This is a genomic window from Polynucleobacter sp. HIN5 (assembly GCF_030297555.1).
Classification (GTDB): domain Bacteria; phylum Pseudomonadota; class Gammaproteobacteria; order Burkholderiales; family Burkholderiaceae; genus Polynucleobacter.
This window is the reverse complement of sequence record NZ_AP028136.1, coordinates 277,208-292,725: the sequence shown is the minus strand read 5'-3', so window position 1 is coordinate 292,725 and position 15,518 is coordinate 277,208. Positions and strand designations below refer to the sequence as shown.

Sequence of the window (15,518 nt, the reverse complement as noted above, 5' to 3'; positions counted from 1 at the left end):
CATATTGACCTGGCTTAATTTCCGAGCATCTCATCAATTTTTGATTGAACCTGCTGTACCGAAATTTGATTCATGATGTATGGACAATGATGGGAATATTCAAATCCTAGGTTTAAAAATCCGCCGCCGTTTTCTTGGGGGACGTCAATATTTAATGAACGCTCATTGACTACGCCCCAGCGGGCCGAATTGGTTGGTCCATTCAGCACAATCGTTGGAACCTTTAAATGATCAGCCAAATGAGCAATTCCAGTATTTACGGAAATGACTACTTTTGCCTCCAAAATTACCTTGGCGAGTTGAGAAAACAACAGCTTACCCGCAAGGATCACTGTTTGGTTTTCAAAACCAATCGCTCTTGCAAGTCTTTGACTATCTGCAAGATTATGTGAGGATCCAGAAATCAAAATATTATGATCTTTTGCTATTAGATTTTTTGCCAATTCCACCCAAAAATCGACTGGCCACTCACGTTGGTTTGATCGCGTACCGCTCGCCCAAGGATGAAAAATAATATATGGTCGATTCGTTTCTATGCCAATGGACGCCAGATTTTGAGTCTCGATCTGTTCCATCTTCAATGATGGTGATCCTTGAAAAGCGATGCCCAAAGGTTTTAATAGAGCTTGAAAGTTCTTCAATTCATGAACTTTGTTTGAGTGAGGAACAACAAGGTCATACCCAAAATGACGATATTGCCCTTTCGTTTTAAAACCAATTTTGATATTTGCTTGAATAAGTACACTATAAATAGCGCTTAATTTTGTCCACTGCGAGGTATCAATCAATATATCTAAGTAGTATTTTTTTAATACCTTAAATACCATGAGTGGTTTGGTCACCGGCAAGATCACCATCTCATCATATCCAGAAAGAATCGAGTAAATACCAGCATTTGCCTTAGAAGCAAAAATAATAATTTTCGTTTCGGGGTATTGCTTTCGCAAAGGATCTAGTATGCAAGAGGATAAGATGGAGTCTCCAATTGCTGCAAACGCAAAGATACCTATAGCCTTAATTTCATAAGTCCTCTTTACTGACCTTCTCTTGAAAAGTGATAAGCAATAGAGAAGTGGAGTCCCCACCCAAAAGTCGAGGCTTTTAAGAAGCTGATTATTTCGCTCCAAGGCAATCCTCAGCGAGCAGCATTTTTGCTTTTCGAAAAATTTCATCGACAGTGGTTGAGCGCATGCAAATTGGATCATCGCACTTTGCATATCCAACCCCGTCATAACAGGGGGCGCACCCAACATCTTTAGTAGCCTTCATTACCGCTAAGGATTTTCTTTCTTCGGAGATTACAGCAGAAGCCGGGGTTGGACCAAAGATTGCTATTAGAGGGGTGTTGGTCATTGAGGCTAAATGGAGTGGCCCAGTATCATGGCTGATGACTAGATTCATCTTCGAAAAAATTTCGACCACATCTTGAATACTTGTCTTGCCGATTAAATCTTCAGTTTGAATACTAAAAAAATGGGGTCTAACCCAGGTGTCATCTTTAGAACCCACCAAGACCACTGCATAGCCTGCTGCAATCAGTTGAACTGCAAGCTGCGCATAATTTTCAACAGGCCAGCGGCGTAAAAAATCATCACGCATCATATTTTTACTACCCCCTGGTACAAGCGCAATGTATTTTTTATCAGGGTCGATCTTAAACTTAAAACTTTCGTTCGCACTTAAGATATTGCTACCAAGGGTTTGCAATGCCAAGTTGCCTTGTTTGCCAGATAATGACTTTTTGGATAAAAAATGAAAATATTCACTTACGCGAAAGTTATGTAATTGTGGAAAAAATTGCCAAATTCTGCCAAATATAAGAGTTGGGCTCCTAAGTAGGAGCGGGATTGCAAAAATACTGTATTGCCAATGGCTATGTGCAATGAAAACCTGATTGCAACGGGTAATTTGTCTATGAATTTGACGAAGAGCCTTCATTAAAGACTTCAAACGCACAAAAAAATTGCCATGCAAAATAGCGTGATCATCAATTGCGACGATCTGATCGGCCACTTTCATGCTCATTAGCAAGGATTCGAGCTGCTGTCCAACCACCCAGTCGACTGCCAAGCTTGGATTTTGATCTTTGTATTGGCTTACTGCAGCAGCAGCCTGAATCACATCCCCAATGGCGCCAAGCTTAATGATGGTCGCTCGTTTCATTGTTCAACCCATTTTTGCGGCAGGTGATTAATGAGCATTTGCGGCGTCACGCTAGTGATGCAAGGCCTCTCAGAGCAGGGGCGACTGTGACAAGGGGAGCACGGCATTGGTTTGACAAGTAAGTGACTATTCTTTCCCAGGGGTTGCCACCTCTGAATTTTACTTAGGCCATTACCGATAATTACAACATCCTTATCATAAGCAGATGCGATATGTCCTGCAACAGAATCGACGCATAAAACAACACTAGCCCCTGCGATCACCCCAGTAAATTCATCAAAATTTAGTTGCCCGACTAAATTGGTACATCGATTTCGTTTTAATAAATCCGCTTGTTTCTTTTCGCGATCGCCATGTCCGGTAATCACAATATTCCAACCTATTTCTCTGAGATGCTCAACAACTTCCATCCAATTCTCAATGGGCCATTCTTTAGCAGGATTACCTGAACCAGGATGAATAACCACATAAGGCTTCATCAATCCCAATTGATCCATTAAGGCTTCGGTAGCGAGCGGGGGTTTGAGCCAAGGACGATATTGATAGACATTCTTTACCACTCCAAGCCACGGCACAAATAAACTGGCTTGGATTTGTACCTCGTGGATTGCTTGGCCCTCACCCATATAACTCAAAAGAGGTCCGCCACCAGCGCTTGCCAACCCAATTAACGGGCATTGGAATTGTCTAAATAATGAAATAAAGGATGGCTCGTATGAGTTTAAAAAGAATATGGTGTCATATGAGTGACTGCTAAGTTCGCCAATGACTTGTTGGACTTGCTGCTGATATTTTTTTTGTTTATTTTGATTCGTTTCATTGCTACGGTTAGCCTGCCAATGATTAATAAAGTAGGACCGTCCAATACCCGGATGCCCAGTCACAATCGGAGCAGCCCAGTCTCCTACTAAAAAATCAACCTCACACTCCGGAAATTGCCGCTTTACATTCCTCAAGAGAGCTGTGCTAATGACGACATCCCCTAAATGCGCAGGATTAACTAATAAAATACGTGTTAATTTTTTCGGGAGAGTAATTTTTCTTCTAAAAAGAATTGCATAAAGCCAATAATATAAATCCTTTAACAGCAGCTGAATTAGAGCCAAGGGATTGCGGCGATTGTAGGGAAGGAAAAACATCATTTAACGTAAATCACCCTTCTTACCTTGAGACGATGTTAGCGCTTGATGCAATTGAATAAAACCATCAACAAACTGATTGGTATTACCTAATTTTGATCGCTCAATAAGTTCATCGCGCTTTTGGGTGAAATCCCCAGAGTAAAACGAGTGGATGGTTGCCTCAATGGTCTTTGCCATTTGCTCAATATCACCTTCAGCAAAACACCGGGATGCATCATCAATCACAATCGGGATTGCCCCTGAGCGACTACCAACCACCGGGATTCCACAAGCCATCGCTTCAACCAACACCCTTCCATACTGCTCCTTCCAAAAATAATCGGTCTTCGACGGTAAAACCAAAAGATCAAAGCTGACATAAAGCTCAGCTAGTTCAGTTCGTGATTTTGGAGGAATGAGCTTTACTCTATCGTCTAGCGATAGCTCTTCAATACGCTCTTCTAACTTAGCTTCTAGGGGTCCTCCTCCCACCAACACTAGAGAATATTGATCGCCCAATAAAGTAAGTGTGTCCAAAAGATCCAAAACGCCCTTTTCGGCAACAAATCGGCCTACATATCCAATCGTTTTTGGGAATTCATGAGCGCCATGATTTTTAGAATCAAGTCGATGGGAGCCGGCGCCACTCAATGCCCAAAATGGCTTGAGATCTAAACCCCACCAACTAATCTGGATTTTTGGAGCCCAGCCAAACTGATACACCACGTCCGCGCTTTCGTAATAACAGACTAAGCCGCCATCGACTAAACGCGAACGAATTGGCTGCAATAAGGCATCAATTAATAAATAGCGAAATGTTTTTCGCAAAAATACGACTATATTCGTTAAAGAGAAGTTGCTGGCAAGAAATTGAAATGGTGGGGTTTGTTTGATATTTTCAAACCCATAGAAAAGAACCGTTGCCTTATTTTTGGACAAAAAATTTGCAATCCCAGCATTTAGGACATTAATGGAAAACGCTTCATCAAGAACAATAATGCAATCCGGTTTAAATCCCTGAATGCATCTCTTGAATTCTGAAATCGGGCCCCATTTCTTTCTCAATGAATACGTCTCAATCCGCTCAAACAGGATTTTTTCTGAAAACTCCTCTTCATTGATCATTCCAGAGTAGATTGCATCGGCCTCATAATTTTGCGGCCCCACAATGCAAATTTGACTAATTCCTGAGTGCGCTGCAAAACCTCGGATTAAATAGTCCGAATAGGGTAAATAAATATCGTGCCAGTAGAGTAAAACCTTCATGGCTGATCTCGGCGACCCTGCAAAATCAAGTTTTTGAAGTAAGCGAACTCATAAAAACACGTAGCAATCGCAAATGAGTTTTTTCGATAAAACACTAAATCGGTGAGTACCGTTAATGTGAATAAGCCCAACATACTGGACCCTATGGCGCCATACAGTCCATACGTGGGAATTAAAAGATAACCAGTCAATGCGCTTACCAAAAGACTACAGGCTGATGATAAAGCCGGGTACCAATAATTCCCTTCTAATACGATAAACATATTCCGGATAGAGCCCAGCATTCCAAAAAGTGGCCTCAACATTAACCAAGGGAGGACGGCTGCTGCTGCTGCATAGTCAGGCCCATACAAATAAGGAAAAATAATCACCAAAAGAATCATCACCGGTATAAGTAAGCCATATATCGAAAAGCCAATTAAATAGGTGCGTCTTCGATAAGCCATTTCATTGGCTGAATTCATGATGGATGCTAACTTTGGCATTAGAACGGTAACCAAAATCACGCACACCACATCAATAATTTCATAAATTTTTAGTGCCGCAGCATACTGCCCAACATCATCCCAACCCAAGAATTCCTTGATTAAGAAAAACTCGACGCGCACTTGAAACGTAATCAGAAGTCCAGCAAAAATCATCTTCCATGACCGCAGTAAGGCACTCTTTGCATATTCAATCCGAAAGGAGCCGGATAAAAAGCCTTTTTTCTTCAAAATCAATTTAAAAAAAGTCGTGGTCATCAAAAATTCACTGGTCATCGCAGCAGCAATGTAGCCAATCGGTAAAGTGAATACCAACACTACGGCTTTAAGTAAATTGGCGAGTATCGCGGCCATGCTTCTACTCAAGGCAATTTTTGAAAATTCATCCTCCACACGCAAACGATATTCATACACATCACCCGCCTGAATCGGAAGGTATAGGGCCAGCAAACAAGCGATGAGAAATAGGCGCGATGCCCCAGACTCATAAAAAATAAGGCCAAGCACCAAGAGATAGGCGGCGGTTCCGCCAATGAGTCTCAGAATAAACGCTGTTTTTTCAATATCGTCACGTGATATTCCTTTTTGCTTAAAAGCCGCCATATCCCGCGGAACAATATCATCCAAGCCCATGGACGATAAGCTACCAAAAATACTGGCTGTGGCTAACACATAATTAAGCTGTCCAAATTCTTCAGGGCCATAAAAACGAGCAATCCACACACCCAGTACAAAGCTAATAACTAGGCGAAAGCCACGATCAGCTAATAAGAAAAACGAGCTTTGTAGGAGACGCTTATGCATATAGTGGATATGCAGTATATTTGTTGTGGATTTCTTGACTCATCGAAAATACGTTTACAGTACTGCTCGAATTTTCTGCTCATACTTCCACGAACTATCGCACATTGCCTGCAAATCCCGTTGAGCTCTCCAATTTAAGAGCCTTGAGGCCTTATCCACTTTTGCGTAATAAATTGGTAAATCGCCACTGCGTCGCTTTTGAACAATTCTTGGGATAGTTCTCTGAATTGAGCGTTCAAATGCATGAACTAATTCATACACACTCACTGGATTTCCAGTACCTAAATTAATCGCCTCAAACCCTGTTTGCCGGTTCATTAACGCGAGTGCGGCAGCATGCCCCTCCGCTAAATCCATCACATGGATATAGTCGCGCTCGCCTGTTCCATCTTTGGTATCGTAATCATCACCAAAGATGTTGAGGTGCGGTAATTGCCCACTTGCCACTTGGCATAAATATGGCATTAAATTATTCGGAATACCTTGGGGTCGCTCTCCAATCAAGCCGCAGTTATGAGCGCCAATTGGATTGAAGTAGCGCAAGCAAACGATCGACCATGCATCATCAGATTGTGATAGGTCCTGCAAAATTTCCTCAACTTGCAATTTGGTTCTGCCGTATACATTGATGGGTTGCAAGGGATGCGCTTCATCATAGGGCAAATACTGTGGTGCGCCATAAACGGTAGCGCTTGAGCTAAAGATTAACTTTTTGATATTGATCGCCTGCATGGCCTCAAGTAATGCAATCGACCCCCCCACATTATTATCAAAATATTCTAAGGGGTTTGTCTGCGACTGGGCAACGGATTTAAGCCCAGCAAAATGAATCACGCACTCGATCTGCTCCTCTTTTAGAATTCGTTTGAGTAAAGGCAAATCCCGGACATCGCCCTCGTAAAACGGCAGAACTTTGCCCGTAATACTCCTTAGGCTGTTTAGCGTTTCTTTTTGACTATTATATAAATTATCAATGATCACTACATGATGGCCATAATCTGCCAACACGGTCGCGGTGTGACTGCCAATAAATCCTAAACCACCAGTTAAGAGAATATTCATTGTATCTATCTAATATTGATCAACAGACTTTAGCGCACTATAGGTTGGCCTTTGAGGAATCAATAGCCCTGCCATTAAGGCAATCATGAAATATAAAATTTCAATCCCGTGTTGGGAGCTCACTTCCCCTACAGTATATAAACAGAGGATCGAAAATCCTAAAAGTAGTACTAAGTACCGAAAGGGCCCGCTGCTGTGAAGGGCAAGGACCAAAATTGATCCAATCGCCCCTAATGTCAACACTAAGGCAGGAAATCCAAATGCTAAAGTCAATTCAACCCATGCACTATGGCTTGAGATGATTCCTTTAGAGCTATTTGGAAATGTCTCATTCAATAACATGCCAAATGGTCGACTGAGAATGCCCACGCCCAGGGGGGTTTGCGGGGCAAGGATGGTCATCCCGACTACTGCCCAAGAGACTCTCTCGTAAGTATTGACCCGCACTTGCTTTCCTAAGGCATTTTTTGGAAATCCTAAAGTGGCTGGATCTTGCCAGTTGGGATATTCATGCACTTGCACGGCAATATTCATATCTTCGATCAGGGTCGCCCAACCAGGATTCAATTTCGCTTGATGCCAACCAAACCATCCGGCAGCGCCAACAAGACTTACTAAAAATACGAAGTGAATGACAACTTTTTTTATCTCGGGTTTTGCGAAAAAAGAATGAACAAGACGAATCAAAAGTCCGACGCCCACTGCACCAAAAATCAAAAAGCTTAGCCCAACGCCGTTGAGCGCATCAAAAATAAAGACATAGGAAAACAAGGCAATGCCTGTGGCAAAAAGCCAGAAAATAATCATCGCCCACTTCGCACGCGCGCCTAGGCGAGGAAATAAATCCAACAGGGTTCCTAAGACTCCAGCAATGAAGATTGTGCCGACCAAAACACCACTGATCTTGCCGTAAAAAATATAACCGTGATAGTCCGGTGCAAAGAGACTCTGGGCAATGGCTGCTTTTTGTGCATACTGGTAGTACAAATAAAGAAAGCTCGGTATGAATCCAAGCCATAGGATATTCACTGCCGCGGGTCGCTTGGTAAGCGCGATTCCGGTGGCCAACCCCAACACCACCCCCATAAAGGCCCGAAGCCAGGTCGATCGCAATTCTTGAAATTGCAGCTCAGGAAAGCGGGCTAGAAATAAGAAATGAAATATGATCCAGCCAAACATCAAACCAATCAAAATAATTGGAATGAAATAGCAAAACGAAATCGCAATCCCTTGATCGTGCCACGTTTTAAAGACTTGATAACAGTAGAGCGCTGCGATTGGAGCACCCAAAAATAGCATGGCATTACGCAGAGCAATGGTGTCTTTGACCGCCCAACATCCCAAGAGGATAGCGCTCATGACAATGAGCACAAGACCAAGGGAGGGTAAATTAAATAATCGATTCACACGAAATCAATCGATCTATCACGGCATGGGGAATCTTGAGTAATCGACAGAGTCGATCCCCAACACCATAGGAAATGATGACGCCATCGTCTTGCAAGACCATACTCACCACAATCTCAATCCCAATATGTTCGATGAAAAAAGGTCTACTAATTTCAATGATCTGAAGATCGGGGCTAAAGAGCACGAAATGATGGGTGTACATCCGAGCGCCTTGATAAGCGATTGGGGCTGAATGCACCACTGCCAAATACCCGTCGGCATATGGCACTAAATTTGATCCCCCGCGGTACGGATAGGGTACTTCAGCCGCTACCGAATCAAACTTATCTGGCAAGCAGATTGGCTCCGTGGGAGAGTGCATCGAGAGAATTTGCAATGGCTCTAAGCTATAAATCAACTTTAACTGCGATGCATGGGCAACCGGAATCCAGTTCTTTTCTACTTTCTGCTCTCGGGGCGAAGGCAAGATACGATACTGAGTAATCCGATGCCCATCAAGCCGAACCATAACCTGCCCAATGGCGCCCTCCAAGCGATTACCAACGGCAGCAATACCCCACACCTCACCCTTCCAATCAAATAGCCGAATATCCTCAAGAGCAGAGGTCCAACCCGATGCATCCTTACTCAACAATGATTCATCCAGAATGTCGTATTTGATGATATTCAGTTGCGCATCTAGCCACATCACATAATTGACATCTTTGGGAGCATCGGGATTCGTCACGCAGACGCGGTCATTAAACACATGAACTGCGCTCGATCGTGCAGTCATCAAATAGCCACTGGGTATTTTTAATAAACTCGGGTTATACGCTGGGTTTGGGATGCTCAAAGAAAGCTTGATGCGTTTTACCCCATCTAGATTGATTAAAAATGGAGTCGTAGTCGCCGTGATGTGGGCTTGCAAGCGAGCAACGTCCGCTTTGGATGCCCACACTTTTTCTCTCCAGCGTCGGCCAAAGAGAATTCGCAATAGGATGTGGTCAATACGAAACGCGCTCTTCATTATTTCCTAATGGATCAATTTCAAAATCATTCTAAATTTTAAAACCACGAAGTGAACGGATGACCCTTAGTGGCTCGATGCGTCGCAAAGGGTGCTTTTGGGGCTATTTTCGTAAATCCAGCTTCACGTACTCGTTATAAGCAGTGGCCAGACCCTCTTCCAACCCAACCTTAGGGCTCCACCCTAGACGGTTTAATCGTTTAGAGTCCATGAGTTTGCGCGGGGATCCATCCGGCTTTGTCGGATCAAAGGTAATCTGACCTTGATAGCCAGTTGCTTTGGCAATCGCATCGGCTAATTGTGCAATCGTAATATCGCTACCAAAACCCACATTGATATGGCTTTGCATGGGTTCAGTTTGCGCCTCATAGGCTACCGGATCGAGCTGCATGACAAACACGCTAGCAGCAGCCATATCATCGACATATAAAAATTCACGCTTAGGAGTACCAGTTCCCCAAATCGTGACCTCGGGTGCGTGATTGATCTTTGCCTCATGAAAACGCCGAATGAGTGCCGGAATCACGTGACTATTTTCAGGATGGTAATTGTCCCCAGGCCCATACAGATTGGTGGGCATCACCGAGCGATAGTCCACCCCATGGCTTTTGCCATATTGACGGTTATAGCTCTCGCACATTTTGATCCCCGCAATTTTGGCAATCGCATAAGGTTCATTGGTAGGCTCGAGCTTCCCAGTCAAGAGTGCATCCTCCGCCATGGGTTGCGGGGCTAACTTGGGATAAATGCAGCTTGACCCTAAAAACAAGAGTTTTTTAACGCCGCTCATAAACGCCTGATGAATTACGTTGTTTTGCACCATCAGGTTCTCATAAATAAATTGCGCAGGATAGGTGTTATTGGCATAAATCCCGCCTACCTTGGCTGCGGCTAAATACACCTGATCGGGTTTTTCGGTCTCAAAAAAATCACGAACCGCCGCTTGATTGGTAAGATCCAATTCTTGGTGCGTGCGATAAATCAGATTGGTATACCCTTGGCGCCCTAACTCGCGCGCAATAGCTGATCCAACCATACCCCGGTGACCCGCGATGTAGATTTTTTGTTGAAGATCGTTTGCCAAGAAGAGTCCTAAATTTGTTACAAGAGAGTTAAGTGTGTTTTGCTGTTCGGTTACTTTTTGCTTACTTCTCTATTTCTTCTCGCTTACTTTTCCTTGCCCACCGCCACCACATAGCCATGCTTTTTCAATAGCGCATGCTGCTTGGCTTTTTCGAGGTCATGGGTAACCATCTCTTGAATCATTTGATCTAAGGTAATTTCAGGGACCCAACCGAGCTTCTCTTTAGCTTTGGTGGGATCGCCCAGGAGGGTCTCGACTTCAGTGGGGCGGTAGTAATGGGGATCGATTTGCACAATCACATCACCCACTTTGAGCGCAGGCGCTTTATCCCCCTCAATCTTGGCCACGATCGCCTTCTCGGCCTCCGATTTGCCTTCAAATCTGAGTGTGATTCCTAACTCGTTAGCGCTCTTTTGAATGAACTCACGCACCGTATATTGCACGCCAGTCGCAATCACAAAATCTTCGGGCCTGTCTTGTTGGAGCATCAACCACTGCATACGTACGTAGTCTTTGGCATGACCCCAATCGCGCAGCGCATCGATATTACCCATGTAGAGGCATTTCTCTAAGCCCTGGGCGATATTCGCAAGGCCCCGGGTGACCTTGCGCGTGACAAAGGTCTCGCCGCGGCGTTTGGATTCATGGTTAAAGAGAATGCCATTGCACGCATACATGCCGTAGGCTTCACGGTAGTTGACGGTAATCCAGTAGGCATAGAGTTTCGCGACTGCATACGGGCTTCTGGGATAAAAGGGGGTCGTTTCCTTTTGGGGAATCTCTTGCACCAAACCATAGAGCTCAGAGGTCGAGGCTTGGTAAAAGCGGGTTTTCTTCTCTAAACCCAAAATACGAATCGCTTCGAGCATGCGAAGCGCCCCAATTGCATCGACGTCCGCCGTGTATTCGGGGGACTCAAAGGAGACCGCTACATGGCTTTGCGCACCCAGGTTATAAATTTCATCGGGCTGGGTTTGCTGAATAATGCGTACCAAATTACTGGTATCCGTGAGATCCCCATAGTGAAGAATCAGATGAGGGTGATTGACATGCGGATCTTCGTAGAGGTGGTCAATACGCTCGGTATTAAAGAGTGAAGCGCGGCGTTTAATGCCATGCACCACATAGCCCTTCTCTAATAGAAATTCTGCAAGGTAAGAGCCGTCTTGACCAGTGATTCCGGTAATTAAAGCAACTTTGGCTTGATTTTTACTCATGGCTTCCCTCTTAACTTCATTATTCGTGATTGAGCTTATTGTCGCCCATAGGTGTCTTCAAAGCGCACAATATCATCCTCACCCAAGTAAGAGCCGGATTGAACCTCAATAATTTCTAAGGGCTCCGTGCCAGGATTGGCTAAGCGATGGGTTTGCCCTTGGGGGATGAAAGTGCTCTGATTTTCATGCAAAGTCAGCACCTGATCACCATTGGTAATCTCGGCAATACCCTTAACTACAATCCAATGCTCAGCGCGGTGATGATGCATTTGAAGCGAGAGACTCGCTCCGGGTTTGACTTGAATGCGTTTGACTTTAAAGCGCTCGCCCTCATCCACGCTGTCATACCAACCCCAGGGGCGATTGACTTTGCGATGCAGGTTTTTCTCTTCACGCCCCGCTTTCTCCAAGCGGCTCACAATCGCCTTGACCTCTTGGCTATTGGCACGATTGGCTACCAAGACCGCATCGGCAGTCTCCACAATCACAAGATCCTTCACCCCCACTGCGCTTACTAAGCGCGTACTCGAGTACACCAGACTATTGGTGGTTTGATCCAAAACCGTATCGCCCCGCGTCACATTCCCGGCATTATCTGCAGCGCCGACTTGCCAGACCGCGTCCCAAGCACCCAGGTCATTCCAGCCCGCATCCAATGGGACCATTTGAATGGGAAATTTACTGCCTGGGCATTTTTCAATTACCGCGTAATCAATCGACTCACTAGGAATCGCTTCAAACAGGGCATTGTCCGGACGAATAAATACGGTGCCATCGTGCGCGTCGCTGGTTTTACCACCCCATGCTTGAGTGCTTGCCTGCAAAATGTCTGGGCGAAATGCCTGGAGGGCTGCAAGCCATACGCTGGCTTTGAGTACAAACATACCACCATTCCAATAGTAGCCACCCTCCTTTAAATACTGGGTCGCAGTTGCCACATCGGGCTTTTCAACAAAACGCTCAACGGTCATGCCAACATCACCTGCTCCCTGAGCATTGACCTTAGCCTTGATGTACCCGTAGCCAGTCTCTGGGCCAGTGGGGGTTACGCCCAGGATGGCGATTGCCCCGGATTGCGCGATCTGCAGTGCGGAGTGCATCGCCAGCTCAAAAGCAGGTTGATTGGCAATCGTTTGGTCGGCTGGGGTAATGAGCAAAATAGGGTCATCGCCTTGCGCCTGTGCACACAATGCCGCTAGCGTGAGCGCCGGGGCAGTGTTACGCGCTACCGGCTCGAGTAGCAACGTTGCCTTTACATCCTTTAACTCACGCAATTGATCGAGTACTAAAAACCGATGCTCTTCATTAGTCACAATGAGGGCAGGCTCTTGGTGAGCATGGGTTCCAATGGCTTTTTGAGCGCGGCTTAGAGCCTGCTGAAAAAGGCTATGCTGGTCTTCATTACTTGAGAGAACAAGAAATTGCTTGGGAAATCCCGAGCGTGATAAGGGCCACAAACGCGTGCCCGAGCCGCCACAAAGAATGACAGGGATGACTTTGGAGTTTAAATTAGGGTTTGGCACAATTCGTATCATTTTTCAGAATAATCGTATTGTAAAGGGGGAAGGGGAGAAGCAAAGGCTCCCACAAGGCATCTAAGCTGAGGTCCTCTGCCCCTGACACCGAGCTCTGCATGGATCCTCATGAAAACCTGGCGCTGTAAGTGCCTCCCAAAAGTTCGTATCATTAGCGTATGAGCAAAAAAGCCCTCATTATTGGCATCACCGGCCAAGACGGTGCCTACCTAGCCCAATACCTATTAGGCAAAGGCTATACCGTAACCGGTTCATCGCGCGATGTGATGGCCTCCTCCTTTCATAATTTGAATATTTTGGGGATTCGCGAACAAGTCAAGCTCCTCTCTGTTTCCATTAATGATTTTCGTAGTGTGTTTAATGCCATTCAAAGCTGCGATCCCGATGAGATTTACAACCTGGCTGGACAAACCTCGGTGGGACTCTCGTTTGAACAACCGGTCGAAGCGATCGAGAGTATCGCGATTGGCACGCTCAATATCCTAGAAGTCATTCGGGTATTGGGGAAGTCTGTGCGTTTTTACAATGCTGGCTCCAGCGAGTGTTTTGGTGATACTGGCACGACCCCCGCCAATGAATCCACACCCTTTGCACCCCGTAGCCCCTATGCAGTCGCGAAATCAACTGCCAAGTGGCTCATTAACAGCTACCGCGAGTCTTATGGCTTATATGCTTGCACGGGCATTCTGTTTAACCACGAATCGCCCTTACGTCCGGAGCGCTTTGTCACCCAAAAAATCATTGTGGGTGCTAGCAAAATTAAAGCGGGGCTACTTCAAAAGATTCAACTGGGTAATTTAGATATTTGTCGAGATTGGGGCTGGGCCCCGGAGTATGTAGAAGCTATGTGGCTCATGATGCAGCAAGATAGGCCTGATGATTTTGTGATCGCTACGGGCCGCATGGAGTCGCTCACCTACTTTGTCGCTAAAGCCTTTGAGTATTTTGATTTGGATTGGCAAACCCATGTAGAAATCAACCCTGCGTTTTTCCGACCCAATGAAATCCAATACAGCGTGGGCAACCCAGAGCGCGCCATCACTCTCCTAAACTGGGCAAAACCCACGAATGTGGATGGCGTGATTCAACGCATGTGTGCTGCCCAATCACAAAAACTAGGGCTTTAGAGCCAATCGAAATAAGTTGGGCTACGATTCATTCCCTATCATTACTCGAACTTAATCAATTTCTGGCAGCTACTCACCACCTCGGCAACCGTCGGTGGTTGTTGCACATCGCCGTGATTGGAAATACGCTCTGACCAATAGCCTTCAGTTTTCCACCTCGGGGAGTCGCAATAAATCTCGACCGTGGGTTTACCCAAAATAGCGGCCACATGGGTTAAGCCGGTGTCCACACCCACGATGAGTGCGGCATGGCCAATGAGTGAATAGGCCTCTTCAATCGAGATGGCTCTTGGAACGATTGCCCCGGGGATGTGACTTGCGATGGATTCACTCACCTGCCTTTCGCTCGTGCTCCCCCAAGGCAGTACTAACCGGTAGCCTTCTTTAGCCAATGATTTTCCTAAATCAATCCACGATTCATTAGCCCAGCGCTTGGCGGCGCGCGCCGTGGAATGAAAACACACCACATACGGCGCGATGAGATCATTACCCACTTTCGAAAGACCCTCAAGGGGTAGGGTTGGAAGATGCTTTACAAATTCAGGAGGATAAAACTGCGGTGGTTCGTTCTCGCGTTTAATCAGTGGCCAGTCCATTGCCGAGCACATCACCCAACGCGCGCGATCAACCGCGTGGCACTGTTTAGGCACCTGAACTGCTTGGGTATAAAAAAAGCGTGCCAACGGCTCATAGCCTGAGTACTCGGTGGCATTCCCCAGGCCTGCAACCACCGCATGAGCGGATTTTTTTGCAAGTGCGCACACCAGCGCCGATTTGATTAAGCCTTGCGTTTCAAGAATCACATCGTAGGTGGTGAGTTGAAGCATTTGGCGCATCGCTAAAAACTCATGCCAGGCACTTCGACTCCAAAGGCTTTTGCGCCAGCGGCGAAACGCGAGCGGAATAATTCGATCAATCCCTCTAAATGTGCTCGTGGTTTCTAAGGGTTTGAGTAATGGGACATAGGCCTCTTCCACAATCCAATCGATTTGCGCATGGGGTAAGCGCTTGCGCAAATCCCAAACAATGGGCAAGGTATGGAGCACATCGCCTAAGGACGAGAGCTTGACGATCAAGATTTTGGGGGCATCCCCCTCTTGAGTGATCGATCCTACCCCATCAATCTCATGGATGGATGCGCGCTGTGACCCTTGCGTCTGCGATGAACTAGCCATGGCTCGATTATCGTATGGTTTAGTGATGGGCCTTGCTCATTTCCTTTGACTTTCAGGGCG

The 15,518-nt window shown here is 45.8% G+C and carries 13 protein-coding genes; 1 reads left to right on the top strand and 12 read right to left on the bottom strand.

Features of this window, described 5'->3' with window-relative positions; all coding sequences use genetic code 11:
- Positions 1-14: 14 nt before the first annotated feature.
- The 11 genes from QUE61_RS01590 to QUE61_RS01540 form a co-directional block, all read right to left on the bottom strand.
- On the bottom strand, positions 15-1,127 hold the full coding sequence (locus QUE61_RS01590) for a glycosyltransferase family 9 protein (protein ID WP_286307215.1): 1,113 nt from the start codon (positions 1,125-1,127) through the stop codon (positions 15-17).
- On the bottom strand, positions 1,114-2,163 hold the full coding sequence (locus QUE61_RS01585) for a glycosyltransferase family 9 protein (protein WP_286307214.1): 1,050 nt from the start codon (positions 2,161-2,163) through the stop codon (positions 1,114-1,116). Before QUE61_RS01585 ends, QUE61_RS01590 begins: the two co-directional genes overlap by 14 nt.
- A complete protein-coding gene (locus QUE61_RS01580; RefSeq protein ID WP_286307213.1) occupies positions 2,160-3,305 on the bottom strand; it encodes a glycosyltransferase family 9 protein in 1,146 nt (381 codons plus the stop codon). The genes QUE61_RS01585 and QUE61_RS01580 overlap by 4 nt, the downstream gene beginning before the upstream one ends.
- Positions 3,306-4,550, bottom strand: coding sequence for a glycosyltransferase (locus QUE61_RS01575; protein WP_286307212.1), 1,245 nt, complete (start codon positions 4,548-4,550; stop codon positions 3,306-3,308).
- Entirely contained in the window at positions 4,547-5,839 is a 1,293-nt protein-coding gene (locus tag QUE61_RS01570; RefSeq protein ID WP_286307211.1) for a flippase, read from the bottom strand. Before QUE61_RS01570 ends, QUE61_RS01575 begins: the two co-directional genes overlap by 4 nt.
- Before the next feature lie 54 nt (positions 5,840-5,893).
- Complete coding sequence (gene galE, locus QUE61_RS01565; protein ID WP_286307210.1) at positions 5,894-6,901, bottom strand: UDP-glucose 4-epimerase GalE; 1,008 nt, start codon at positions 6,899-6,901, stop codon at positions 5,894-5,896.
- A 9-nt stretch (positions 6,902-6,910) separates the two neighbouring features.
- The gene (locus QUE61_RS01560; protein WP_286307209.1) at positions 6,911-8,260 is read right to left on the bottom strand and encodes a hypothetical protein; all 1,350 of its coding nucleotides are present in this window, start codon (positions 8,258-8,260) and stop codon (positions 6,911-6,913) included.
- Positions 8,261-8,291: 31 nt separating this feature from the next.
- Entirely contained in the window at positions 8,292-9,320 is a 1,029-nt protein-coding gene (locus QUE61_RS01555) for a hypothetical protein (protein ID WP_286307208.1), read from the bottom strand.
- Positions 9,321-9,423: 103 nt separating this feature from the next.
- Positions 9,424-10,404 (bottom strand): GDP-L-fucose synthase, encoded by a 981-nt coding sequence (gene fcl / locus QUE61_RS01550; RefSeq protein ID WP_286307207.1) that lies wholly within the window; start codon positions 10,402-10,404, stop codon positions 9,424-9,426.
- 83 nt (positions 10,405-10,487) lie between these two features.
- Positions 10,488-11,621 (bottom strand): GDP-mannose 4,6-dehydratase, encoded by a 1,134-nt coding sequence (gene gmd, locus QUE61_RS01545; RefSeq protein ID WP_286307206.1) that lies wholly within the window; start codon positions 11,619-11,621, stop codon positions 10,488-10,490.
- Positions 11,622-11,656: 35 nt separating this feature from the next.
- The gene (locus QUE61_RS01540) at positions 11,657-13,156 is read right to left on the bottom strand and encodes a mannose-1-phosphate guanylyltransferase/mannose-6-phosphate isomerase (RefSeq protein ID WP_286307205.1); all 1,500 of its coding nucleotides are present in this window, start codon (positions 13,154-13,156) and stop codon (positions 11,657-11,659) included.
- A 158-nt stretch (positions 13,157-13,314) separates the two neighbouring features.
- Here QUE61_RS01540 and QUE61_RS01535 point away from each other — a divergent pair, with 158 nt between their 5' ends.
- Complete coding sequence (locus QUE61_RS01535; RefSeq protein WP_286307204.1) at positions 13,315-14,283, top strand: GDP-mannose 4,6-dehydratase; 969 nt, start codon at positions 13,315-13,317, stop codon at positions 14,281-14,283.
- Positions 14,284-14,324: 41 nt separating this feature from the next.
- On the opposite strand, the gene waaC is transcribed toward QUE61_RS01535, so the two are convergent.
- Positions 14,325-15,458: a lipopolysaccharide heptosyltransferase I gene (gene waaC, locus QUE61_RS01530; RefSeq protein WP_286307203.1), complete on the bottom strand. Its 1,134-nt coding sequence runs from the start codon at positions 15,456-15,458 to the stop codon at positions 14,325-14,327.
- Positions 15,459-15,518: the final 60 nt, after the last annotated feature.

Bases quoted from the DNA above. Each gene is read 5' to 3' on its own strand.
- QUE61_RS01585 (WP_286307214.1), bottom strand. From the start codon at position 2,163: ATGAAACGAGCGACCATCATTAAGCTTGGCGCCATTGGGGATGTGATT.
- QUE61_RS01580 (WP_286307213.1), bottom strand. From the start codon at position 3,305: ATGATGTTTTTCCTTCCCTACAATCGCCGCAATCCCTTGGCTCTAATT.
- QUE61_RS01575 (WP_286307212.1), bottom strand. From the start codon at position 4,550: ATGAAGGTTTTACTCTACTGGCACGATATTTATTTACCCTATTCGGAC.
- QUE61_RS01570 (WP_286307211.1), bottom strand. From the start codon at position 5,839: ATGCATAAGCGTCTCCTACAAAGCTCGTTTTTCTTATTAGCTGATCGT.
- galE (WP_286307210.1), bottom strand. From the start codon at position 6,901: ATGAATATTCTCTTAACTGGTGGTTTAGGATTTATTGGCAGTCACACC.
- QUE61_RS01560 (WP_286307209.1), bottom strand. From the start codon at position 8,260: ATGAGCGCTATCCTCTTGGGATGTTGGGCGGTCAAAGACACCATTGCT.
- QUE61_RS01555 (WP_286307208.1), bottom strand. From the start codon at position 9,320: ATGAAGAGCGCGTTTCGTATTGACCACATCCTATTGCGAATTCTCTTT.
- gmd (WP_286307206.1), bottom strand. From the start codon at position 11,621: ATGAGTAAAAATCAAGCCAAAGTTGCTTTAATTACCGGAATCACTGGT.
- QUE61_RS01540 (WP_286307205.1), bottom strand. From the start codon at position 13,156: ATGATACGAATTGTGCCAAACCCTAATTTAAACTCCAAAGTCATCCCT.
- QUE61_RS01535 (WP_286307204.1), top strand. From the start codon at position 13,315: ATGAGCAAAAAAGCCCTCATTATTGGCATCACCGGCCAAGACGGTGCC.
- waaC (WP_286307203.1), bottom strand. From the start codon at position 15,458: ATGGCTAGTTCATCGCAGACGCAAGGGTCACAGCGCGCATCCATCCAT.